This is a genomic window from Nonomuraea sp. NPDC003707 (assembly GCF_053587055.1).
In genome coordinates this window covers 331,474-353,681 of sequence record NZ_JBSFNK010000002.1, presented here as the reverse complement: position 1 = coordinate 353,681, position 22,208 = coordinate 331,474, and the positions used below count along the sequence as shown (strand labels likewise).

The 22,208-nt window shown below is 71.4% G+C and carries 22 protein-coding genes; 5 read left to right on the top strand and 17 right to left on the bottom strand.

Going from position 1 to position 22,208, the window contains the following annotated elements; genetic code table 11:
- Positions 1-147: 147 nt before the first annotated feature.
- The 4 genes from der to ACWDRB_RS05605 form a co-directional block, all read right to left on the bottom strand.
- Entirely contained in the window at positions 148-1,539 is a 1,392-nt protein-coding gene (gene der / locus ACWDRB_RS05620; RefSeq protein WP_397366161.1) for a ribosome biogenesis GTPase Der, read from the bottom strand.
- Between the two features lie 30 nt (positions 1,540-1,569).
- Positions 1,570-2,292, bottom strand: a complete 723-nt coding sequence (gene cmk / locus ACWDRB_RS05615; protein ID WP_449891967.1) for a (d)CMP kinase — start codon at positions 2,290-2,292, stop codon at positions 1,570-1,572.
- Positions 2,293-2,353: 61 nt separating this feature from the next.
- Positions 2,354-3,709, bottom strand: a complete 1,356-nt coding sequence (locus ACWDRB_RS05610) for a carotenoid oxygenase family protein (RefSeq protein ID WP_449891966.1) — start codon at positions 3,707-3,709, stop codon at positions 2,354-2,356.
- A gap of 19 nt (positions 3,710-3,728) precedes the next feature.
- A complete protein-coding gene (locus tag ACWDRB_RS05605; RefSeq protein ID WP_449891965.1) occupies positions 3,729-4,340 on the bottom strand; it encodes a TetR/AcrR family transcriptional regulator in 612 nt (203 codons plus the stop codon).
- Positions 4,341-4,448: 108 nt separating this feature from the next.
- Here ACWDRB_RS05605 and ACWDRB_RS05600 point away from each other — a divergent pair, with 108 nt between their 5' ends.
- The gene (locus ACWDRB_RS05600) at positions 4,449-5,294 is read left to right on the top strand and encodes a glycosyltransferase family 2 protein (RefSeq protein ID WP_449891964.1); all 846 of its coding nucleotides are present in this window, start codon (positions 4,449-4,451) and stop codon (positions 5,292-5,294) included.
- Between the two features lie 40 nt (positions 5,295-5,334).
- The gene (locus ACWDRB_RS05595; RefSeq protein ID WP_350726430.1) at positions 5,335-5,535 is read left to right on the top strand and encodes a DUF2795 domain-containing protein; all 201 of its coding nucleotides are present in this window, start codon (positions 5,335-5,337) and stop codon (positions 5,533-5,535) included.
- Positions 5,536-5,585: 50 nt separating this feature from the next.
- Here the strand turns inward: ACWDRB_RS05595 and ACWDRB_RS05590 are convergent, their stop codons facing one another.
- Positions 5,586-6,746: an NAD(P)/FAD-dependent oxidoreductase gene (locus ACWDRB_RS05590; RefSeq protein WP_449891963.1), complete on the bottom strand. Its 1,161-nt coding sequence runs from the start codon at positions 6,744-6,746 to the stop codon at positions 5,586-5,588.
- Between the two features lie 68 nt (positions 6,747-6,814).
- Positions 6,815-7,315 (bottom strand): hypothetical protein, encoded by a 501-nt coding sequence (locus ACWDRB_RS05585; protein ID WP_449891962.1) that lies wholly within the window; start codon positions 7,313-7,315, stop codon positions 6,815-6,817.
- A gap of 160 nt (positions 7,316-7,475) precedes the next feature.
- Here ACWDRB_RS05585 and ACWDRB_RS05580 point away from each other — a divergent pair, with 160 nt between their 5' ends.
- Positions 7,476-8,798, top strand: a complete 1,323-nt coding sequence (locus ACWDRB_RS05580; protein WP_449891960.1) for an RNA-guided endonuclease InsQ/TnpB family protein — start codon at positions 7,476-7,478, stop codon at positions 8,796-8,798.
- Here ACWDRB_RS05580 and ACWDRB_RS05575 read toward each other — a convergent pair.
- The 9 genes from ACWDRB_RS05575 to ACWDRB_RS05535 form a co-directional block, all read right to left on the bottom strand.
- The gene (locus tag ACWDRB_RS05575; RefSeq protein WP_449891959.1) at positions 8,795-9,883 is read right to left on the bottom strand and encodes a prephenate dehydrogenase; all 1,089 of its coding nucleotides are present in this window, start codon (positions 9,881-9,883) and stop codon (positions 8,795-8,797) included. The genes ACWDRB_RS05580 and ACWDRB_RS05575 overlap by 4 nt on opposite strands.
- Positions 9,884-9,946: 63 nt before the next feature.
- A complete protein-coding gene (gene aroH, locus ACWDRB_RS05570; protein WP_185073133.1) occupies positions 9,947-10,306 on the bottom strand; it encodes a chorismate mutase in 360 nt (119 codons plus the stop codon).
- Positions 10,307-10,375: 69 nt separating this feature from the next.
- Positions 10,376-12,310 carry a pseudouridine synthase gene (locus tag ACWDRB_RS05565; RefSeq protein WP_449891957.1) on the bottom strand — a complete coding sequence of 645 codons (1,935 nt, stop codon included), beginning with the start codon at positions 12,308-12,310 and terminating at the stop codon, positions 10,376-10,378.
- On the bottom strand, positions 12,307-12,840 hold the full coding sequence (gene scpB / locus ACWDRB_RS05560; protein ID WP_350726906.1) for an SMC-Scp complex subunit ScpB: 534 nt from the start codon (positions 12,838-12,840) through the stop codon (positions 12,307-12,309). Before scpB ends, ACWDRB_RS05565 begins: the two co-directional genes overlap by 4 nt.
- Before the next feature lie 538 nt (positions 12,841-13,378).
- The gene (locus ACWDRB_RS05555; RefSeq protein ID WP_350726414.1) at positions 13,379-14,194 is read right to left on the bottom strand and encodes a segregation and condensation protein A; all 816 of its coding nucleotides are present in this window, start codon (positions 14,192-14,194) and stop codon (positions 13,379-13,381) included.
- The gene (locus ACWDRB_RS05550; protein WP_350726412.1) at positions 14,191-15,132 is read right to left on the bottom strand and encodes a ParA family protein; all 942 of its coding nucleotides are present in this window, start codon (positions 15,130-15,132) and stop codon (positions 14,191-14,193) included. The genes ACWDRB_RS05555 and ACWDRB_RS05550 overlap by 4 nt, the downstream gene beginning before the upstream one ends.
- Positions 15,133-15,250: 118 nt before the next feature.
- Positions 15,251-16,156, bottom strand: a complete 906-nt coding sequence (locus ACWDRB_RS05545; protein WP_355191936.1) for a site-specific tyrosine recombinase XerD — start codon at positions 16,154-16,156, stop codon at positions 15,251-15,253.
- 15 nt (positions 16,157-16,171) lie between these two features.
- On the bottom strand, positions 16,172-16,774 hold the full coding sequence (locus ACWDRB_RS05540) for an NUDIX hydrolase (RefSeq protein ID WP_350726408.1): 603 nt from the start codon (positions 16,772-16,774) through the stop codon (positions 16,172-16,174).
- Entirely contained in the window at positions 16,771-18,435 is a 1,665-nt protein-coding gene (locus tag ACWDRB_RS05535) for a CTP synthase (RefSeq protein ID WP_350726406.1), read from the bottom strand. Before ACWDRB_RS05535 ends, ACWDRB_RS05540 begins: the two co-directional genes overlap by 4 nt.
- A 110-nt stretch (positions 18,436-18,545) precedes the next feature.
- On the opposite strand from ACWDRB_RS05535, the gene ACWDRB_RS05530 reads away from it, so the two are divergent.
- Both ACWDRB_RS05530 and ACWDRB_RS05525 read left to right on the top strand, forming a co-directional pair.
- Positions 18,546-19,229 carry an acyltransferase gene (locus ACWDRB_RS05530; protein WP_449891955.1) on the top strand — a complete coding sequence of 228 codons (684 nt, stop codon included), beginning with the start codon at positions 18,546-18,548 and terminating at the stop codon, positions 19,227-19,229.
- A gap of 9 nt (positions 19,230-19,238) precedes the next feature.
- A complete protein-coding gene (locus ACWDRB_RS05525) occupies positions 19,239-20,369 on the top strand; it encodes an NAD(P)H-dependent flavin oxidoreductase (protein ID WP_350726402.1) in 1,131 nt (376 codons plus the stop codon).
- Here the strand turns inward: ACWDRB_RS05525 and ACWDRB_RS05520 are convergent.
- Both ACWDRB_RS05520 and ACWDRB_RS05515 read right to left on the bottom strand, forming a co-directional pair.
- Positions 20,314-21,306, bottom strand: a complete 993-nt coding sequence (locus tag ACWDRB_RS05520; protein WP_449891954.1) for an N-acetylglucosamine kinase — start codon at positions 21,304-21,306, stop codon at positions 20,314-20,316. The two genes, ACWDRB_RS05525 and ACWDRB_RS05520, sit on opposite strands and share 56 nt — an antisense overlap.
- Positions 21,303-22,205, bottom strand: coding sequence for an N-acetylmuramic acid 6-phosphate etherase (locus ACWDRB_RS05515; RefSeq protein WP_449891953.1), 903 nt, complete (start codon positions 22,203-22,205; stop codon positions 21,303-21,305). Before ACWDRB_RS05515 ends, ACWDRB_RS05520 begins: the two co-directional genes overlap by 4 nt.
- Positions 22,206-22,208: the final 3 nt, after the last annotated feature.

Here is a 22,208-nt window from a genome sequence, read left to right as displayed (position 1 = left end):
CAGCGGAGCACGGGACCGCCTTCGCAGCTACCGGCGGCTCTCTCGACCCCTGCGGACCTCTGGCTACTCGTCTCCGTCGACGCGTTGCCGTAGATTTTACGGCCGCGCCCAGAGGAACGGCAAAGCCATTCCCCCGGGCGCAGCGCGTTACTTGTCCTTCTTGGCCCGCTTCTCCCGGATCTTCATCGTGACCTCGATCGGCGAGCCGGCGAACCCGAACTCCTCCCGGATGCGCCGCTCGATGAAGCGCCGGTAGGTGTCCTCCAGCCATCCCGACGTGAACAGCACGAACTTCGGCGGCTCCACGGAGGCCTGCGTGGCGAAGAGGATCTTGGGCTGCTTGCCGCCCCGCACCGGCGGCGGCGTCTGCTGCACCAGCTCCGTCAGGAACGCGTTGAGGCGGGCGGTGGGCACCCGGGTGGACCAGGAGTCGAGCGCCTTCTCCAGGGCGGGCACCAGCCGGTCGATGTGCCGGCCCGTCAGGGCGGAGATGTTGACCCGCAGCGCCCACGGGGTGCGGACGAGCTGCCGGTCGATCTCCTTCTCCAGGTAGTAGCGGCGGTCCTCGTCGACCAGGTCCCACTTGTTGAAGGCGACGACCATCGCCCGGCCCGACTCGATGACCAGGCCGATGATGCGCAGGTCCTGCTCGGTGAGGATCTGGCTGGCGTCGATGAGCACGACGGCCACCTCGGTGCGCTCCAGCGCGGCGCGGGTGCGCATGGCCGCGTAGAAGTCGGCCCCCTGCAGCTCGCGGTCGCGCCGCCGGATGCCGGCCGTGTCGACGAACCGCCAGGTGCGCCCGCCCAGCTCGATCAGCTCGTCGACCGGGTCGCGGGTGGTGCCGGCCATGGGGTCGACCAGCACGCGCTCCTCGCCCGCGAGCTTGTTGAGCAGCGAGGACTTACCGACGTTGGGCTTGCCGAGCAGCGCGACGCGGGCGGGGCCGCGCTCGGTCTCGAAGCCGAGCGCGGGCGTCTCGGGCAGCGCGTCGAGCACCACGTCGAGCAGGTCGCCGCTGGAGCGCCCGTGCAGGGCCGAGACGGGGTACGGCTCGCCGAGGCCGAGCGACCACAGCGCGGCGGCCTCCAGCTCGAGCTGCTGGTTGTCGACCTTGTTGGCGGCCAGGACGACCGGCTTGCCGGACTGCCGCAGGATCGAGCCCACGATCTCGTCGGCGTCGGTCGCGCCCACGGTGGCGTCGACGACGAACACGATCACGTCGGCCAGCTCGACGGCGACCTGGGCCTGCTCGGCGATGCGCAGGTTCATCCCGGTGGCGTCGGGGTCCCAGCCGCCGGTGTCGACCACCGTGAAGCGGCGGCCACGCCAGTTGGCGTCGTACGTGACCCGGTCGCGCGTGACGCCCGGCACGTCCTCCACGACCGCCTCGCGGCGGCCGATGATGCGGTTGACCAGCGTGGACTTGCCTACATTAGGCCGCCCCACGATGGCGACGACCGGCAACGGCGTAGTGTCGCCGTGCTCGGTGATCTCAAGGTCGTCGAGGCCGGCCTCGACCCAATCCCCCGTTGGCACGAAATTTCATCCTTTGTGAGTACCGCACCCTCAGGTGCGCTCGTGTACATGGTCGCGGCCGCTTCGGAACCCGTTGGCTCCGCTCTCTCCTTCCGAGCTCCTCCGCTCTGCGACCAGTCTCAACACCTCAGCGATGACCTCTTCCAAGGTCAACGGCGTGGTGTCGAGCTCGACGGCGCCATCCGCCATCGAGAGTGGGTCCGTCTTGCGGGTCGAATCGAGGGTGTCACGCTTGGCCATGGCCTCCTGCTGCGCCGCCACCGTCGAGCCGGCCAGCTCGGCGTTGCGCCGCCGGGCACGGGCCTCCGGACTGGCCGTCAGGTAGACCTTGACGGCAGCCTCGGGCCAGACGGCCGTGCCGATGTCGCGGCCCTCGACCACGATGTCACCGGCCCCGATGAGCTCGCGCTGGAGCGCGACCAGGCGGGCCCGGACCTCGGGGACGGCTGCCACGGCGGAGACCGCGCCGGTGACCTCGGACTCCCTGATCGGACCCGCCACGTCGACGCCGTCGACGTGGATCGTGGGACCGTCGGGGTCCATGCCGGACTCGATGCGCGGCTCGCCGCAGCGGGCGGCCACGGCGGCGGGGTCGGTCAGGTCGACGGACTGCCGGAGCATCCACCAGGTCATCGCCCGGTACATCGCCCCGGTGTCGAGGTAGCGCAGGCCCAGCGCCCGGGCGACCCCGCGCGACGCGCTCGACTTACCCGACCCCGAAGGACCGTCCATGGCGACGACCAGACCGGTCACGGCCTCTCCCTCTTCACGAGCTTCTCAAGAACCCCAACCTGAAGAGGCTACCGTGTCCGGCTCAGTCGGCGATCCAGCTTCCGTGGAAGCCGAGCGGGACGCGGGCCGGCAGGTGGACGGTGGCGACGGGCTCGCCGGTGAAGTCCTGCGCGGACAGGATCATCAGGTCGGCCGCTCCCCTGGCCTCGTTGTTGACGAGGGCGAGCACGTACCCGTCGTCCTCGGCCGCGCCGGAGGCCACGAACGCGGGCTCGCCGACGTACGCGCCCCGCCCGAACTGCCGCCACTCCTGCGTCCCCCGCACCAGGTCGTGCTTGATGAGCGTGTTGTCGAAGGCCTGGTCGGGCAGGTCCTCCAGCTCGCTGTCGGCCCGGTAGAGCACCTCGTGAAGGTCGCGGGCGGCCGAGGTGTAGCCGTAGCGGTACGGCCGGCCGGTGCGGCGCTCGTCCATGCGCGGGAACTCCTGCGGCCGGTCGTCCAGCCGCGTCCGCCGGACCTTGCCGGCGGCCGGGTCGATCGTCCACCGGTCGAGCGTCGGCAGTCCGCCCAGGTCGAGCCGGGCGTCCACGAACCGCTTGGGGTAGCGGACCACGTCCACGACCACCTCGTCGCCGTCGTCGTAGGCGTTGAGCGTGTGGAACACCCAGCACGGGTCCACCTCCACCCACCGCACGTCGCCGCTCTCGCGCGACATGAGCCCGATCCGGGCGCCGTGGGCGTCGTTCCACGCGTACGGCAGCGGAACGCCCTTCTCCGCATGGGCCTGGCTGAACGTGACCGGCAGGTCGTAGATCACCACGTACCGCTCGGTGAGCGCGAAGTCGTGCAGCATCGGCGCGTCGGCGATCGGGATGTCCCTGATCCGCGTCACCGAGCCCTTGGGGTCGATCACGATGTGCTGGTGGTGGTCCCAGCCGAAGAAGTAGGCCAGCGCGTGCAGCTCGCCGCTGACCGGGTCGAGGTGGGTGTGCGCGGCGAACCCGCCGGGCAGGCCGCCGTCGAAGTCGCACGTGCCGACGGTGTCGAGCTCGTAGTCCAGCTCGTACGGCAGGGGCCCCGCCTCGACGGTCGCGAACGTGCGCCCGGCCAGCCCGATGACGTGCGTGTTGGCGGCGAAGTCCCAGTTCTTGTGCAGCGGCCCCGGCCGGGGCGGCTCGCCGAGCCGTTCGGCGACGCGGGCGCTGCGTACCCAGCGGTTGCGGTACCACTCGGCGCGGCCGTCGCGCAGCCGCACGCCGTGCACCATGCCCTCGCCGAGGAACAGATGGCTTGCCGTGGGGTCGTCGAGGCTGAGCGGATTGGGGCCGTTGCGCAGGTAGCGGCCGTTCAGCTCGGCCGGGATGCGGCCGGTGACCTCCAGGTCGAAGGCCGTGATCTCATCGGTCACGGGCGCGAACCCGCCGGTGAAGGGCGTCATGTCACGTTCCTCTCGTGGGTCAGGCGCCTTGGGCCAGGAAAGGCGCGAGGACCGAGGCGCAGAGCAGCTGGTAGCGCTGTGCCACCTCGCCGGGCTCGAAATAGCCAGAAATTTCCAGACTTACGGCGCCGTGCATGGCCATCCACAGCACATCGGCGATCTCCCGGGCCGCTCCCCCACGCAGCACCCCCGCCTCCAGGCACTCCTCCACGCGCCGCAGCAGCAGGTCGAACGTCCGCCTGGCGGCCTGCACCGACTCCTGGTCCGGCTTGAACCCCGGCATCGCCCCCTGGAACATGACCCGGTAGTAGTCGGGCTCGGCCAGCGCGTAGGCGCGGTAGGCCGCCATGCCCTTGCGCAGCCCGGTCAGGGGATCGTCCGGGCCCATCCCTTCGAGCAGCCACCGCTCGAACCGCGCGAACCCCTCCAGCCACACCGCCTGGCTGAGCCCGTCCTTGCCGCCGAACAGCGTGTAGATCACCTTGGTCGAGCAACCGACCTCGCCGGAGATCCGCCGCACGGTCAGCGCCGCCGGCCCCTCGGTGGCGAGCAGGTGCGTGGCGACGTCGAGGATCGCGGCCCGGACGACGCTCTGCCCCTCCTGCTGGGCCTGCTGGTACGCAGTGCTCACGGTAACGCCGTTTCCTCTCGGTAACGCTGTTACCGCCCTTGATACCCCTTTCCGGGGAGCACGTCAAACGAGAGGAGTAAGAGAGCGCGGCGCGGTAAGTGGCCCTCTGTGAACGATCCGCGCGTCACCGTGGTCGTGGCCTGCAAGGACAGGCTGCGGGCGCTGGCCCGCACGCTTCCCCTGCACCCGCCCCCGGTGATCCTCGTCGACAACGGCTCGACCGACGGGACGGCGGGGTTCGTGCGGCGCCACTTCCCGGACGTTCACGTGGTGGAGGCGGGCAGGGACCTGGGCGCGCCGGCCCGCAACCTCGGCGTCCGCCTGGCCGAGACCCCGTACGTGGCCTTCGCCGACGACGACTCCTGGTGGGCGCCGGGGGCGCTGGAGCGGGCCGCGGACGTGCTGGACGCGTATCCGAGGCTGGCCATCCTGGGGGCACGCGTGCTGGTGGGGCCGGAGGAGCGCCCGGACGCGGTGTCGGAGGCGATGCGCGACTCACCGCTCGGCGTGGAGCCGGACCTGCCGGGGCCGAGCGTGCTGGGGTTCCTGGCGTTCGGGGCGGTGGTGCGCAAAGAGGCGTTCCTGGAGGCGGGCGGGTTCGACGACGTGACCTTCTCCTTCGGCGAGGAGGAGCGGTTGGCCGTGGACCTGGCCGCGAAGGGGTGGGGGCTGGCGTACGTGGACGAGGTCGTGGCCCACCACCACCCGCCCCGGCCCGGGGACCCGCGCGACAGGCAGGTGCTGGCCACGTGCGACGCCGTGCTGACCGCGGTGCTGCGCCGCCCGTGGCGGGTGGTGGCGCGGCGGTCGCTCGACGCGCTCCGCGCCGGCCCGGCGGGCTGGGAGGGGCTGCGTACGGCCGCGCCGAGGCTGTCGCGGGCACTGGCCGAGCGGCGGGAACTGCCGGCCGAGGTGGAACGGGCACGGCAGCGACTGGAACGGCACGATTACTGACCGAATGTTACATATCGTGACAGTCGGGCAGCACAGAGTTATGACAACGATACCGAACCCGATCGACCTGCTCAAGAACCTGAGCGGCGTGGAATTTCCGGCCAACAAGCAGGACCTGATCAGGGCCGCTCGCGAGCGCAAGGCGAGCAAGGAGATCATCAAGGCCCTGGAGACCCTGCCCGACCACGAGATGTTCGACGACCCGAGTGACGTGACCGAGGCCCTGACGACCAGGCGCTGATCACGGAAGAACGCGACGGGCGGGGCCCCGGGCCCCGCCCGTCGTGCTGTTCACCCGAGCCCTCCGGTCAGCGCGAACGCCCACACGGGCACCAGACCCCGCTTCAGCAGCCTGAACGTGGGGATCGGGCTGCTGCTGACGGTCTCCTTGTACGTGATCGCCGCCCGGCCCTTCAGGTACCACCTGCGCGGGCTGTCGTCCCGCCGGGTGAACTGGATGACCGCGTCCTTCCGCCCCAGGGAGAGGGGCTGATGCACGTACCCGAACCGGAACGCCTTCGGGGTCCTGCCGTGCAGGGTCGCGGCGAGCGAGTCGGCGGCGTGCAGGCCGGTGGGGATGCCGCCCTGGCAGGTGCCGTGCAGCACGCCGTACGGCTGGCTGACCGCGGCGGCGTCGCCGACGGCGTACACGTCGGGGTGGGACACCGAGCGCAGCGCGGAGTCCACCACGATCCGGCCGCGGGCGTCGACGGTCAGCCCGGACTCGGCTGCCAGTGGCAGGCCCCTGGTGCCGGTGGTCCACAGTGTCGCGTCGGAGTGGACGAGCTCGCCCCCGGCCAGCTCGACGCCCTCCGGCAGCACCTTGGTGATGTCCGCGCCGGTGCGCACCTCGACGCCCAGCCGCTCCAGCACGGCGTCCAGGTGGGCGCGGGCCCGTTCGCCCATCATGGAGCCGGGCCGCCCCCTGGTCAGCAGGACCACGTGCAGGTGCGGGTGCGCCTCCGCGATCTCCGCCGCCGACTCGACGCCGGTCAACCCGCCGCCGGCCACGACCACCGTGCCCGCGATGGGGTCCGAGGTGAGGGCGGTGAGGCGTTCGGCGAGCCGTACGGTGCCCGCGTAGTCGTCGTAGACGAAGGCGTGCTCGGCGACGCCGGGCACCGAGGCGTCGGTGACGGTGCCGAGCGCGTAGATCAGCTTGTCGTAGCCGAGCACGCGCCCGTCCGCCAGCCGGGCCTGCCGCCGCTCAACGTCCAGCCCGGCCACCCGGCCCTGGACGAACTCGATGCCGGTGCCCGCGACCACGTCCTCCAGCGGGAAGTCCGTCAGCCGCTGCCCGGCCGCCGTCTGGTGCAGCCTGAGCCGCTCGGTGAACCTCGGCGAGGCGTTCACCAGCCGCACCCGGCCGCCCGTGCGGCGGGTCCTGACGGCGGTCCTGATGGCCGCGACGACTCCGGTGTAACCGGCTCCGAGTACCAGAATGTCGGTCATTGTCCTTACCTCCTCGATCCGGCCTGAAGACGGATCGAGGAGGCTCGGATGTGACATCGGGACCGGGGCTAGCCGGCGGCGGGCACGGCGGGCTTGTCGTCGGTCCAGCCGACCTTGTACGTCTCGACCGCGGTCTTGCCGGCCAGTTGCTTGCCGCCGTCCTGGAGGTCGGTGTAGTGGGCCAGCAGCGTCATCGTCCGGGTGTCCACGATGAACTGCTCCTTGAGCACCGAGCTCTTCCGCTCGTAGACCGGCAGGGCGACCTTCTGACCGGGCCGGTTCAGCGGGTCCTTCACCTGGCCGAGGTCACCGACGCCCTTGGTGGTCCTCAACGCCTGGTACGCGGCGGACCTGACCTTGAACGGCACCGGGTTCTCGTAGAGCAGCCGGGTCATGTACTCGGCCACGTACCGGTCGAAGTGGACCAGCCAGTCCTCCTTCTTCGCCTTCGGGTCGGAGGTCTTGGCGTCCTCCACGGCCCAGTCGATCCAGGCGCGCACGTCCGCGACGGCGCGCGCCCTGAGGGCTTCGGACTCGGTCGGCAGGGCCTGGAGCTGGGCATACGGCACGTACGTCTATGACGTCGGCGACCCGTTGGCCCGCCAGCGCATCGCGCCGTCGAAGACGTTCCGTCTGGTGACATGACGTGTCTTCCGCGTCGATATTCAGCTGGGGATCATAGACCAGGCGATAGAGTGTTCGATAACCAGTGGAAGGGAGGCGGGCGGGGTGCTGGCAGGGCGCCGGTACCGGCTGGAGTTCTCGCCCGACCAGGCGGCCTTTGCCGAACGCGTCGGCGGGATCTGCCGCAGCGTGTGGAACACCGGCCTGCAACAGCGGCGCGCATATCGGCAGCGGGGGGCGTTCATCGGGTATGCCGAGCAGTGTCGCCAGCTCGCCGAGGCCAAGACCGAGTTCGGCTGGCTGGCTGAGGCTCCCTCCCAGGTGTTGCAGCAGACGTTGAAAGATCTGGACTCCGCCTGTTCCCGCCATGGCGCGTGGAAGATCAGGTGGCGTTTGGCCCGCCGCTGGAAGCCAGCGTTCCGGTTCCCCTCACCCGAGCAGATCAGCATCCAGCGGCTCTCGCGACGCTGGGGCCGGGTAAAGCTGCCGAAATTCGGTTGGGTGCGGTTTCGCTGGTCACGCCCGCCGGGCGGGACTGTCCGCTCGGCAACGGTGTCCCATGATGGCGGGCGCTGGTTCGTGGCGTTCCTGATCGAGGACGGACAGGCTTCCCCTGCGGCGCATCCAGGCCCGTGGGCCGGGATCGACCGCGGCGTGATCGTGGCCGCCACCACCTCTGATGGCGACTTCCATAACCGCGCCTACATCGCGACCGGCGAGGCTGAACGCTACCGCCGTTTGCAGCAGCAACTTGCCCGGACCCGGCGCGGCAGCAACCGGCGCAGGCGCGTGATCGCGAAGATCGGGGCGGTGATGCGGCGGGTCCGGCACCGTCGGGCTGATTTCAACGCGCGCACCGCAGCGAGCCTGTGCGAGCAGTACGGCACGGTAGTGCTGGAGGACCTCAAGACGGCGAACATGACCAAGTCAGCGTCCGGCACCATCGAGTGTCCGGGCAGGAGCGTGGCCGCCAAGTCCGGCCTGAATCGGGCCATCTTGGACAAGGGCTGGTACGGGCTGGAGCTTGCGCTCACCAGCGCGGCGCGCCGTACAGGCACTCAGATCGTCAAGGTCAACCCGGCGTACACGAGTATCACGTGCTCGACCTGTGGGGCGGTGGACGCGAAATCGCGCGAGAGCCAAGCGCGGTTCTCCTGCACCTCCTGCGCAATGGTCGCACACGCTGACGTGAACGCCGCCATCAATATCAAAAACGCGGCCGGGCAGGTCGTGTCAGGACGTGGAGACTTGGCTGTTGGGCGGTCTGTGAAGCGTCAACCACCCCGGACGCGAGCGCGGCCCCACGCGCCGGCTGCACGGGGAATCCCGGTCGTTCAAGGCCAGGAGGAAGTCAATCAACCGATGGGGCGTTTTCTTCTCCCCACACCGGTTGCGCCAGGGCTCTGCCAGGACGATCCGCCTCTTTAGGGAACTTCCCAGCCGCGCTCGCGCAGGGCCTCGACCAGCATGGACACGGCGTCGGGCTCGACCGACAGCTCGGCGATGCCCAGGGGCAGCCCGGGGGCGTGCTCCAGGCGCACGTCCTCGACGTTGACCCCGACCTCGTCGCACACGTGGAAGAGGCGGGCGAGCTGGCCGAGGCGGTCGCCGATGACGACCTGGACGACGGCGTAGGAGGAGGCCGGGCCGCCGTGCTTGCCGGGGATGCGGTCGTGGCCGACGACGCCGCGCTTGAGCAGCTGGGTGATGTCGTTGGTGGCGGTGCCGTCGCCCTCGGCCAGGGCGCGCAGGGCGCTGGCGGCGTCGGCCAGGTCGGCGGCGACGGCTTCGAGCACCTCGGCGACCGGGGAGGCGTTGCCGGACAGGATGCCGAGCCAGAGGCTCGGGTCGCTGCCCGCGATCCTGGTGACGTCACGCACGCCCTGACCGGCCAGGCCGAGCGCGACGTCGGTGGCGTCGGCCAGGCGGGCCGCCACGGCGGAGGCGGCGACGTGGGGCGCGTGGGAGACGACGGCGACCGCGCGGTCGTGCTCGGACGCGCTCACCTCGACCGCGTTGGCCCCGCACAGCTCGATCAGCCGCAGCACGGTCGCCTTGGCCTCGGGGTCGGCCTCGTCGGTGGGGCACAGCGCCCACGGCCGGCCCAGGAACAGATCGGCCCTGGCCGCCCCCGGGCCGGACTTCTCGCGGCCCGCGAGCGGGTGGGAGGCGACGTAGGAGGTCAGGTCGCAGCCGAGCTGCGCGGCCCGGTGCAAGGGCTCGGCCTTCACGCTGGCGACGTCGGTGTAGAACCTGGCGGCGTTGATCCGCTGCAGCTCCAGCAGCTCGGTCGCCACATGGGCCGGGGGGACCGCGATGATCGCCAGGTCCACCTCGCCGGTGTGCTGCTCGTCCGGGTCCCAGTCTTCGCCCGCGCCCAGCTCCCGTGCCAGCCGTACGGCGGCTTGATCGCGGTCGGCGAGCAGCACGCGTACGCCGCGCTTGCGCAGCGCCAGGGCAGCGGAAGTGCCGATGAGGCCGGTGCCGACGACGAGCGCGGTGCGAAGTTCCATCTCGGTGTCCTGATTTATCGGGCCATAGTGGGCGTGAGTATGCCCTGACGTAATCGCCGGGCGTTACTGGGCGATATCCTGCCGCAACTTCACCGCGCCACGCAGGTAGACATGCTGGATCGCGGAGCGCGGGCGGTCGAGGTCGACGTGGGCCATGAGGCGTACCACCCGGGGCAGCGCGCCCGGCACGTCGATCTCGGTGCAGCAGATCAGCGGCACCTCGTGGAAGCCCAGCTTGCGCGCCGCGAGCGCCGGGAACTCGGCCGTCAGGTCGGGCGTGGCCGTGAACAGCACGCTGATCACGTCGTCGGTGGTCAGCTCGTTACGCTCCATGATCGCGGTGACCAGCTCGGTCGTGCCTGCGATGATCGAGTCGCGGTCGTTGGCTTCCACCTGGATCGCCCCGCGGATCGCCCGCACCATGTGGTTTGTCCCCTTCCATAGCGGGAGAGCCCGTGCGGAGATTCGCACGGGCTCCTGCGTCCGGCCAGATTACAGCTTCACGGCCGCGTAAAGCTCACCGACCTCTTTCAAGGTCAGCGCCCTGACCGTCCCGGCTTTGGTACGGCCCAGCTTCACCGGGCCGAACTCGATCCTGGCCAGGTCGATCACCCGGTGGCCCGCCACTTCCAGCATGCGCCGGACGACGTGCTTGCGGCCCTCGTGCAGGACGACCTCGACCAGCGCCTGCTGGCCGTGCTCCTGCACGATCGCGAAGCTGTCGGCCTTGACGATGCCGTCCTCCAGCTCGATGCCCTGCTTGAGCCTGCGGCCCAGGTCGCGCGGGATCGGGCCCGGCACCTTGGCCCAGTACTTCTTCTGCACGCCGTAGCTGGGGTGCGTCAGCCGGTTGGCCAGCTCGCCGTCGTTGGTGAGCAGCAGCAGGCCCTCGGTCTCGGTGTCCAGCCTGCCCACGTGGAACAGCCTCGGGGCCAGCTCCTCCACGTAGTCGGCCAGGCACGGGCGGCCCTGCGGGTCGCTCATGGTGGAGACGACGCCGATGGGCTTGTTCATGGCGTAGTAGACGAGGTCGGGGGCGGTGGGGACACGCTTGCCGTCCACGTGGATGACCTGCGTCGCCGGGTCCACCTTGGCGCCGAACCGCCGCACGACCTGGCCGTTCACGGTGACCCTGCCGTCGCCGATCATCTCCTCGCAGGCCCGGCGGCTGGCCACGCCAGCCTGGGCGAGCACCTTCTGCAGCCGCACCCCGTTGGGGACCTCGGTGGTGTCGCGCTCGTCGGTGTAGTCGTCGGGGTAGAAGTCGCGGTCGCGTAGGGGCTGGCGAGCGGCCTTCACGCGGTCGCGCTGGGGGCTGCCGCTGCCGATCGTCTGCACGTCGTCGCGGCGGGGGGTACGGGGGGCGCGGTCGGCGGTGCGGGGGGCGGTGCGGGGGGCATCGCCGTCCCGCCTGCCGAACCGGGCACGCGAGGAAGCCGGAGCTCCCCCGTCCCTGCGCCCACTCCGATCAACCCGGAACCCGCCACCGCCACTGCGCTCATCACGCCGCCCGGCACCGTAACCGCCGCGCTCGTCACGCTGCCCGGTACCGGAACCACTGCGCTCATCACGCCGGCCGGCACCGAAGCCGCCGCGCTCATCGCGCCGTCCAGCGCTGTAACCGCCACGGTCATCGCGTCGGCCGGCCGAGTACCCGCCGCGCTCGTCACGCCGCCCGGCACCGTAACCGCCACGCTCGTCACGCTGCCCGGTACCGGAACCACTGCGCTCATCACGCCGGCCGGCACCGTACCCGCCACGGTCCTCACGTCGGCCGGCACCGTAACCGCCGCGCTCGTCACGCCGGTTGGCCGTGTAACCGCCACGGTCGTCACGCCGGCCGGCGCCGTACCCGCCGCGCTCGTCGCGTCGGTCGGGGCCGGAGCCGCCGCGCTCGTCGCGGGAACCGCGGGCGCGCTCGCCGCCGGAGTCGTCACGACGCCCGGCGCCGTAACCACGGCGGTCGTCACGGAACCCGCCGCCACGCTGGCCGCCGCGCTCGTCGTCGCGGCGCTCGGAACGGTATCCGCCCCGGTCGCCGTAGGGCCGCTCCTGGCGCTCACCGCGCCCGTTGCGGTCGTCGTACCGGTTTCCCCGGTCTTCGTACCGGCTCCCACGGTCGTCGTTCCGGCCGGTGCGGTCTTCGGCCCGGTTGCCGCGGTCTTCGTAACGGCTGCCGCGGTCGTCACGCGCCGGGTAGCGCTCGCCGCGGGGTTGCCTCTGCTCGCCGCCGCCGGACCCGGCACGCGAGCCGCTCCGGTCGGCGCGGAGGGAGTCCCCGGACCCGCCGCGGAAGCCGCCGCCGGAACGGGACCCTGAACTGGAATCGGAGCGGAAGGCGGGACGTCCCGCTCGGCCCTGACCCGAGCCGCCGGTACGTCCACGACCGCGTCCATCACCGGACGGGGTGCTACGCCTGTTGATCACTTTGTTGTCTCCTCGAGGTTTTCCACGTCGTCGGGGAGGAGGGGCGCGAGCTCGGGGAGCTCGCTGAGGTCCCGCAGTCCCAGACGTTCAAGGAAGTATGAGCTTGTCCGGTAGAGCACTGCCTGGCTCTCCGGGTCGGTGCCGGCCTCTTCGACCAGCCCCCTCGCGACGAGCGTCCGCATGACGCCGTCACTGTTCACGCCGCGTACCGCGGCGACGCGGGCCCGGCTCACCGGTTGCCGGTAAGCCACGACCGCAAGTGTTTCCAGCGCGGCCTGGGTGAGCCGCGTCTGCTGGCCGTCGCGTACGAACCGCTCGACCAGGGGCGCGCAGTCGGCACGCGTGTAAAAACGCCAGCCGCCCGCGACATCTCTCAAGTCAAAACCTCGGCCGGCGGCGGTATATTCCGCCGCCAGGCCCCGCAATGCGGCGGCGACCTCGTGGGTGGGCCGCTCCAGCACCTGGGCCAGGGTGATCTCGGCCACGGGCTCATCGACGACGAGCAGGATGGCCTCCAACGCCGCCGCCAACGTCGGCCCTTCCCCCGCGCGCTCCTGCCCCTCCTCCGCGTCCCCGGGCTCCTCCTCGAGGCCTTCCGCGCCCCGCCCCGGACCCGCGCCCGAGGGAACCGCGGCCGGGGTGGCGGAGGGAGCGTCCGGCGCCGGTGCGCTGTCCGATGGCGCCTCCCGCGAAGGCGGTCCGTCAGCCGAAAGCGCCTGATCCGCGAGCGCCGCCCTGTCCGTCGATCCCGCCACATCCGTCAGCAGCGTCCCGTCGGTCGATCCCGCCTCATCCGCCGATCCCACCTCGTCCATCGGCGGCGTCCCGTCAGCCGGTCGGGCGTCGTCCGTTGGCGGGGCGTCGTCCGGTTGCACGGCATCGTCCGTAAACGCGGCGTCGTCCGGTTGCGGGGCGTCGGCCGGGGGCGGTGGTGGGGGCGGGGATGGGGGTTCGGCTGTGTCCTCCGCCTCAGGGGGTGAGGGTTGGGCGAGGGAGCCGGGGAGGCTCATCCAGGCGGGGAGCGGGGGCTCGGAGTCCGGGGATCGGCGAGGGGTGGGCAGTGGGTTGTCAGTCATTGCGTGGTTTCTCCGCGGATTCCTCGTAATCGTCCCCCACCGCGACGTCCCCGTCGTCAGCGCCCGTCCAGGTTACGTGCAAGTCCCCCAGCGCTTCGACCTGTTCGAAGGTAACCGCCGACTCCCGGAAGAGCTCCAGCACCGCCAGGAACCGGGCGATGACCTCGAAAGTGCCCGAGCAGTCGGCCACCAGCGTGCGGAAGGTGGCGCGCCGGAGGCGGCGCAGGTGCATGACGAGGATGGCCGCCTGCTCCTTGACGCTCGCCAGGGGCTGGTAGATGTGCCCGACACTGACGGTGGGGGGCAGCTTGGGGGTGAAGGCCTTGGCGGCGATCCTGGCGAGCTGCTCGGGCCCGATGCCCAGGATGAGCTCGGGCAGGAGGTTGGCGAACTGCGGCTCCAGCGGCACCGTACGGGGAAAGCGCAGCGCCTCCTCCGCCATCCGCCCCGCGAAGAGCTTCGCCACCTCCTTGTACGCCTTGTACTGCAGCAACCGCGCGAACAGCAGGTCCCTGGCCTCCAGCAGCGCCAGGTCCTCCTCGTCCTCGACCTCGCCCGAGGGCAGCAGCCGGGCCGCCTTCAGGTCGAGCAGGGTCGCCGCGACCAGCAGGAAGTGGCTGGTCTGGTCGAGGTCCCACTCAGGCCCCCGGGAGCGGATGTACGCGATGAACTCGTCGGTGACCTTGGAGAGCGAGACCTCGGTGATGTCCAGCTTGTGCTTGGCGATGAGGCCGAGGAGCAAGTCGAAGGGTCCCTCGAAGACATCCAGGTGGACCTGGAACCCTTGGGGCTGCTCGGCGTCGGTCACCTGGCCATTGTGGCAGGCGCCGACCAGCGCGAGAGCACCTCGCGGGCCAGCTCACGGTAAGCGTTCGCACCGAGCGAGGACGGGTCGAAGGTGGTGATGGGCTCACCGGCGACCGTCGCGTCGGGGAAGCGGACCGTACGGTTGATCACCGTGTGGAACACCTTGTCGCCGAACGCCTCCACCGTGCGCGCCAGCACCTCGCGGCCGTGCAGCGTACGGGCGTCGTACATGGTGGCCAGCAGGCCCTCGATCTCGAGGTCCTCGTTGAGCCGCTCCTGGACCTTGGAGATCGTGTCCATGAGCAGTGCCACGCCGCGCAGCGCGAAGAACTCGCACTCCAGCGGCACCATGACGCCGTGGGCGCAGGTGAGTGCGTTGATCGTGAGCAGGCCCAGCGACGGCTGGCAGTCGATGAGGCACACGTCGTAGTGCGGCAGCAGCGGCTTGATCACCCGGCCGAGCACCTGCTCGCGGGCGACCTCGGTGACGAGCTGCACTTCGGCGGCCGACAGGTCGATGTTGCTGGGCAGCAGGTCGAGGCCCTCGACGCCGGTCTCCAGGAGCACGTCCTCGGCGGTGACGCCCCGCTCCATGAGCAGGTTGTAGACCGTCAGGTCGAGCTGGAGCGGGTTGATGCCCAGGCCGACGGAGAGCGCGCCCTGCGGGTCGAAGTCGACCAGCAGCACCTTGAGCCCGTATTCGACGAGCGCGGCGCCCAGGTTGATGGTGGTCGTCGTCTTGCCGACGCCACCCTTCTGGTTGACCATCGCGACCACGCGCGCCGGGCCGTGCACCGCGGGGGGCACCGGTTCGGGGAACACGGGCCTGGGCCGCTGCGTGGGCCCGAGATTGACGCCGTTGGAAGGCGTGTTGGTCTTCGTGTCGCCCCAGGGGTTGTCGGGGGTCCCCGGGGTCGAACCCTTGGTCGTCACAGTCACCAGCTCGAACCTCCCTGACGATCCCGAACCGGACCGTCCGGACGGACACTATGGGCTCGCCACTTTAGGCGGCAAGGCGGCACGCCGAGGGCTGCCGCACGTCGCAAAAGACTATAGATCACTGCCGGGCACGTGGATGCGCGGCGGCGTAGACCTCGCGAAGTTTGTCGACCGTCACCAGTGTGTAGACCTGTGTGGTCGTCACGGAGGCGTGGCCGAGCAATTCCTGGACCACCCTAACGTCAGCGCCGCCGTCTATCAGATGGGTTGCGAAGGAATGGCGAAGAACGTGGGGACTTATCCCGTCGAGCTCGGCGCGTTCGGCGGCGGCCTGGAGCACTTCCCACGCTCCCTGCCTGGTCAGCCGGCCTCCCCGGGCGTTCAGGAAGACGGCCGGGGTGCCGCGCCCGTGGGCGAGCAGGCCGGGGCGGGCCCGTACGAGGTAGGCGTCGAGCGCGGAGCGGGCGTAGCGGCCCAGGGGGACGACGCGCATGCGCTCGCCCTTGCCGCGCAGGCGCACCTGGTCGTCCTCGAGGTCGTCCACGGCCAGCCCGACGGCCTCGGAGATGCGGGCGCCGGTGCCGTACAGGACCTCGAGCAGGGCCCTGTTGCGCAAGGTCAGGGGCGCGCCGTCGGGGCCGGAGGCGGCGATGAGCCGCTCGACCTCGTCCACGCTGATGGCCTTGGGGAGCCTGCGCGGCTGGCGCGGCGGGCGTACCTCGTGGGCGGGGTCGTGGGCCGTGACGCCTTCGCGCAGAGCGAAACGGTGCAGCCCGCGCACGGCGGAGACGGCGCGGGCGGCCGAGCTGGCGACGAGCGCGGGGTGCTCGCCGTCGCCCTCGCGCAACGCGGCGAGGAAGGCCAGCACGTCGGCCTCCCCCACCTCGTCGAGCTCCGCCCGGCCGCGCGCGTGCAGGTGTTCGACGTATCGCCGCAGGTCACGACGGTAGGACGCGAGCGTGTTGGCAGCCAGGCTCCGCTCTACCGCCAGATGGGCGAGGTAGCTGGAGAGCACCGCCTCCACGAAAGGTCCTTCCGGTCACGCCTCTGGGGCGTCGGCGGGGCGCAACAGGGCGAATCCCTCAACCGAAGCCGCGTACGCGGCGAGGATACCGGCCACGGCCGGGGAATTGTGGATCATTCCCATGAGCGCCTTCTCGACCGCGTCGGGCAGCGGCACCCACTCGACCGGCATGTCGATCTCCTCGTGCCGGTGGACGAAGTCGGTCTCGATCTTGGTCAGGTCGCGGGCGAGGAAGACCCGGATCCGCTCGTCGGTCATGCCCGGGGAGGAGCGCAGGTCGACGAGGGTGTGCCAGGTGTCGGCCCGGTAGCCGGCCTCCTCGGCGAGCTCGCGGGCCGCCCCTTCGACGAGCGATTCGCCTTCGACGTCGCGGATCCCGGCGGGCAGCTCCCACATCAGCATGCGCGTGGGGTGGCGGTACTGCCTGATCATCAGGACCCGCTCCCGGTCGTCGAGCGCGAGCACGGCGACCGAGCCCGGATGCACCACGACGTCGCGCTCGGCCACCTCGTCGCGGGGCATCTTCACCGAGTCCGTGACCACCGTGATGACGTGGCCGCGGAAGCGTTCCTTGGAATCGACGACGTCCCACGCCTCGGGCGTGTCTTCCACTCTCACTGGGTCACCTTCGTGGAAACTCGCGCGTCGGCGTACGTCAGGGCCGCGGAGATGAGGCCCTTGAACATGGGGTTGGCCCGCGTGGGGCGCGAGCGGAACTCGGGGTGGGCCTGGGTGCCGACGAAGAACGGGTGGACGTCGGTGGGCAGCTCGGTGTACTCGACCAGGCGGCCGTCGGGCGACAGGCCGGAGAAGACCAGGCCGACCTTCTCGAGCTGCTCGCGGTAGGCGTTGTTGACCTCGTAGCGGTGGCGGTGGCGCTCGTCGGCCTTGGCCTTGCCGCTGTAGAGCTGCCTGGCCAGGGTGCCCTCGCCGAGCTTGGCGGTGTAGCTGCCGAGCCGCATGGTGCCGCCCATGTCGCGCTCGCCGGCGACGACGTCCTCCTGGTCGGCCATGGTGGAGATGACCGGGTGCTTGGTGTCGGGGTCGAACTCGGCGGAGTTGGCGTCCTCGATGCCGGCCATGTTGCGGGCGGCCTCGATGACCATGCCCTGCATGCCGAGGCAGATGCCGAGCAGCGGGATCTTGCCCTCGCGGGCGTGGCGGATCGCGCCGATCTTGCCCTCGATGCCGCGCACGCCGAACCCGCCGGGGATCAGCACGCCGTCGACGCCGTCGAGCTCGCGCTCGGCGCCCTCGGGGGTCTCGCAGTCGTCGCTCTTGACCCACCGGATGTTGACGCGGGCGTCGTTGGCGAACCCGCCGGCCCGCAGCGCCTCGGTGACCGACAGGTACGCGTCCGGCAGGTCGATGTACTTGCCGACCAGGGCGATCGTGACCTCCTTGGCCGGCCGGTGCACCCGGCGCAGGAGCTCCTCCCACTCCTTCCAGTCGACGTCGCGGAACGGCAGGCCGAGCCGGCGCACCACGTACGCGTCGAGCCCTTCGGAGTGGAGCACCTTGGGGATGTCGTAGATCGAGGCCGCGTCCACGGCGGAGACGACGGCGTCCTCGTCCACGTCGCACATCAGGCTGATCTTGCGCTTGATCGCCGTCTGCACGGGCCGGTCGGAGCGCAGCACGATCGCGTCCGGCTGGATGCCGATGCTGCGCAGCGCCGCCACGCTGTGCTGGGTCGGCTTGGTCTTGAGCTCGCCGGAGGGGCCGATGTACGGCAGCAGCGACACGTGCAGGAAGAACACGTTGTCGCGGCCGACCTCGTGCCTGATCTGGCGGACGGCCTCCAGGAACGGCAGCGACTCGATGTCGCCGACCGTGCCCCCCACCTCGGTGATGACCACGTCCACCTCAGGAGCGGCCATGCCCCTGATCCGGTCCTTGATCTCGTTGGTGATGTGCGGGATCACCTGGACGGTGTCGCCCAGGTATTCGCCCCGCCGCTCCTTGGCGATGACGTTGGAGTAGACCTGGCCGGTCGTCACGTTGGCCGAGCCGTGCAGGTCGGTGTCGAGGAAACGCTCGTAGTGGCCGACGTCGAGGTCGGTCTCGGCGCCGTCGTCGGTGACGAACACCTCGCCGTGCTGGAACGGGTTCATGGTCCCGGGGTCGACATTCAGGTACGGGTCGAGCTTCTGCATGGTGACCCGGAGACCGCGCGCCTTGAGCAGGCGACCGAGGCTGGATGCCGTGAGCCCCTTGCCGAGACTGGAGGCGACACCGCCGGTGACGAACAGATGCTTGGTTTGCGATGCGCTGCGCAAAGGGGCTCCCGTGGCTCGAGGTGTGGTCGAAGTGTCCACGGGCTCTCAGGATATCAAACAACGCCCCCGACATGCCCGAACGGCTTGACCTAGCGGTAACTTTGGTCCCTATGTCATTGGTACGGCGGGCAGTCGGCGCGCTGATTCACCGATCCTACGGGGCGATCCGGCGCGCGGGCGCGATCACTCCTGCCGCTCCGGCCGGCTACCGATTCGGCCGGATCGGCGACGGGGTCAGCATCGCCTTCCCCCCGGGCGCGATCTTCGGCGAGCGGTGGATCGAGATCGGCGACCACACGCTGGTCGGCGAGCGCGTGTCCCTGTCCTGCGGCATGGGCCCCGGGCTGGACCTGGGGCCGGAGTCCATCCTGCGCATCGGCGGCGGCTGCTCGATCGGCCGCGGCTCGCACATCGTGGCCCACCAGTCGATCGACATCGGCGACGACGTCTTCACCGGCCCGTACGTGTACATCACCGACCAGAACCACGTCTACGACGACCCCGACGTGCCGATCGGCCGGCAGTGGCCGCGTAACAGCCCGGTATCGATCGGCTCCGGCTCGTGGATCGGGGCGGGCGCGATCATCCTCCCGGGCACGAGGCTGGGCCGCCAGTGCGTGGTGGCGGGCGGGGCGGTGGTCCGCGGCGAGTTCCCTGACCACAGCGTGGTCGCCGGCGTACCGGCCAAGGTGGTCCGCGGCTACACCTCGGAGCTCGGCTGGCACGCTCCCGGCGGCCTCCTGAAGCACCCGGCCCGCCCCGGGGGATGGACCGAACAAGCTTCTGCCGGTTAGCGTCGAATCATGCGGACCCCCATCTGTGAGCGCCTGGGCATCGAGTTCCCGTTGTTCGCCTTCAGCCACTGCCGCGACGTCGTGGCCGCCGTCACGAACGCGGGCGGTTTCGGGGTCCTGGGTGCGATCGCGTACTCGCCGGAGCAGCTCGACACCGAGCTGACCTGGATCGACGGGCAGGTGGGCGGCCGGCCGTACGGCGTGGACGTGCTCGTGCCCGGCAAGGTCGACGCCTCCGCGCTCGACCGGCAGGCGCACCTCATGGACTTCGTCCCCGACCGGCACCGCGACTTCGTCACCCACCTGCTGTCCAAGTACGGCGTGAGCGCCCCCATGCAGCCGCTGACGGCGGCGGCGGACGAGTTCGGCAGGCGGGTCACGGCGGCCGGGGCGACGGGGCTGATCGACGTGGCGCTCAAGCACCCGATCGGGCTCATCGCCAGCGCCCTGGGGCCGCCTCCGCCCGAGATGGTCGCCAGGGCCAGGGAGGCGGGGGTGCCGGTGGCCGCGCTGGTCGGCACGGTCGAGCACGCCCGCAGGCAGGTGGCGGCGGGCGCGGACCTCATCGTGGCGCAGGGCACCGAGGCGGGCGGGCACACCGGCGACATCTCCACGATGGTGCTGGTCCCGCAGGTCGTGGACGCGGTCGCCCCGGTCCCCGTGCTGGCGGCGGGCGGGATCGCGTCCGGGCGGCAGATGGCGGCGGCCATGGCGCTCGGGGCCGAGGGGGTCTGGTGCGGCTCGGTCTGGCTGACCACGGAGGAGGCGGAGACGTCGCCCGCGGTCAAGCGCAAGTTCCTGGCCGCCTCGTCGCTGGACACGGTCAGGTCCAGGTCCCGTACGGGCAAGCCGGCCCGCCAGCTCAAGTCCGCCTGGACGGAGGAGTGGGACTCCGGCCAGGAGAGCCCCGGGCCGCTCGGCATGCCGCTGCAGCTGCTGGTGGCCGAGGGCGCGATGGCCCGCATCGGGGCGGCGGCGGAGAAGGGCGAGCCGGGGGCGGTGGAGCTGGTCAACTACTTCGTCGGCCAGGTCGTGGGCCAGCTCGACCAGGTGAGACCGGCCCGCGAGGTGGTCTACGACATGATCAGCGAGTTCGGGGAGGCGGTGGAGCGGCTGCGGCTCCTGACCGGCTCCGACTAGCCGCGTAGACGTACAGGTACGGGTGCCGCGGCCGGACCTCGCCGCCCGCCGCGGCCCTGGCCAGCGCGAGCGCGCCGTCGGCGGAGGTGCCGACGGGCGGCGTGAACCGGGCTTGCGGCAGCAGGTCGCGCACGGTGGCCTGGAACGGCTCCATCAGCAGGTCCGCGGCGTCGAAGATCCGGCCGCCCCAGGAGAAGACCGGGTCGAGCCCCGACGCGGCGGCGACGGCGGTCTGGCCGAGCTGCCGCCCCGCCTCGGTCCAGATCCCGCGCGCCACCGGGTCTCCCGCGCGGGCCGCGTCGGCCACGGACGGCGCGAACGACGCCAGGTGGTGCGCCGGCGAGCCCGACTCGTAGACGAGCGCCACCAGGTCCAGGGGGTGGCCGAAGCGGGCCGTCAGGTGTTCGAGCAGGGCGGGCGAGCCGCCGGCCCGGCCGTCGTGGGCGCGCAGGGCGGCCTGGAGGCCCTGCGCGCCGATCCAGGCGCCCCCGCCGTGGTCGCCGAGCAGGTGGCCCCATCCGTCGGACTGGTTCCAGACGCGGTCGAGGTCGGTGCCGAGCGTGATGACGCCGGTCCCGGCGGCGACCACGACTCCGGGCCGGAACCCGAGCGCGCCGACGTGCGTGGTCACCATGTCCCCCGCGACCGCGAGCGTGCCGAGCCCGAACCGCTCCCCCAGCGCCCGCCACAACGCCTCCGGCTCCCTGACCAGCCCCGGCAGCCCGGTCACGCCGACGGCCATCCCGTCCAGCCGCCCGGGGACGCGCGCCGCGTCCCCGACGACCGACGCGATCCGGAGGGCGAGCCGGTCGAGGTCCACCCGCCCCTCGGTACGGGGCACGGGCGCCGAGTCCTCGCCGTACGCGATCTCCCCGCCGCTCTCGATCCGTGTCCTGATGCCTCCGCCGCCGACGTCCACGCCCGCGAAGCCGCTCATCCGGCGTGCCCGCCCAGCGCGGCCACGGCCGCGCGGACGCCCGGATGGGCCGCGAGCGATTCCCGCGCCTGGCCGGGCGTGCAGCCCGTGAGCAGCCGTACGAGCGCCTCCGGGATCCGCCCGTCCGCCTCCGCCAGCGCGGCGGCGCAGGCCGCGGCGTCCTCCCCGGTCGCCTCCACGAGCAGGTTCACCGCCCGCTGCTCCAGCTTGGCGTTGGTGGCGACCAGCCCGACCATGAGGTTCGAGTACGTACGCCCCGACTTGATCATGAGCGCCGTCGAGAACGCGTTGAGCAGCACCTTGGTCGCCGTGCCCGCCTTGAGCCGGGTGGACCCGGTGAGCGCCTCGGGCCCGGTGTCCGCGACAACGAGGATCTCGGCCAGGTCGCGCAGCGGTGCGGCCGGGTTGCAGGTGATCAGCACGGTGCGCGCGCCCGCCGCCCGGGCCGCGCGCAGCGCCCCGGCCACGTACGGGGTGGCCCCGGACGCCGTGATCCCGATCGCCAGGTCGTTCTCGGCGAGCGCCCCGGCGTCGGCGGCTCCGAGCTCCTCGGCGTCCTCCCGGTCCACGGACGAGTCGGTGAGCGCGCCAGGACCTCCGGCGAAGTGCGCCGTGAACAGGCCCCGCGCCACCCCGAACGTCGGCGTGATCTCGGTGGCGTCCAGCACCGCCAGCCGCCCCGACGCGCCGGCGCCGAAGTAGTGCACGCGTCCACCCCGGCCCAGCCGGAGATACGCCTCGTCCACCGCCAGGGAGAGCGCCGTGGCGGCGGCGCGGGCGGCCGCGACCGCCGTGGCGTCCTCGTCCAGCAGCAACCGCAGGACGTCTGCTGACGCCAGCGTGTCGATGTCGGCGGTGCGCGGGTTGCGGCTTTCGGTCGGTGGTGCCACCGGGGGCATCGT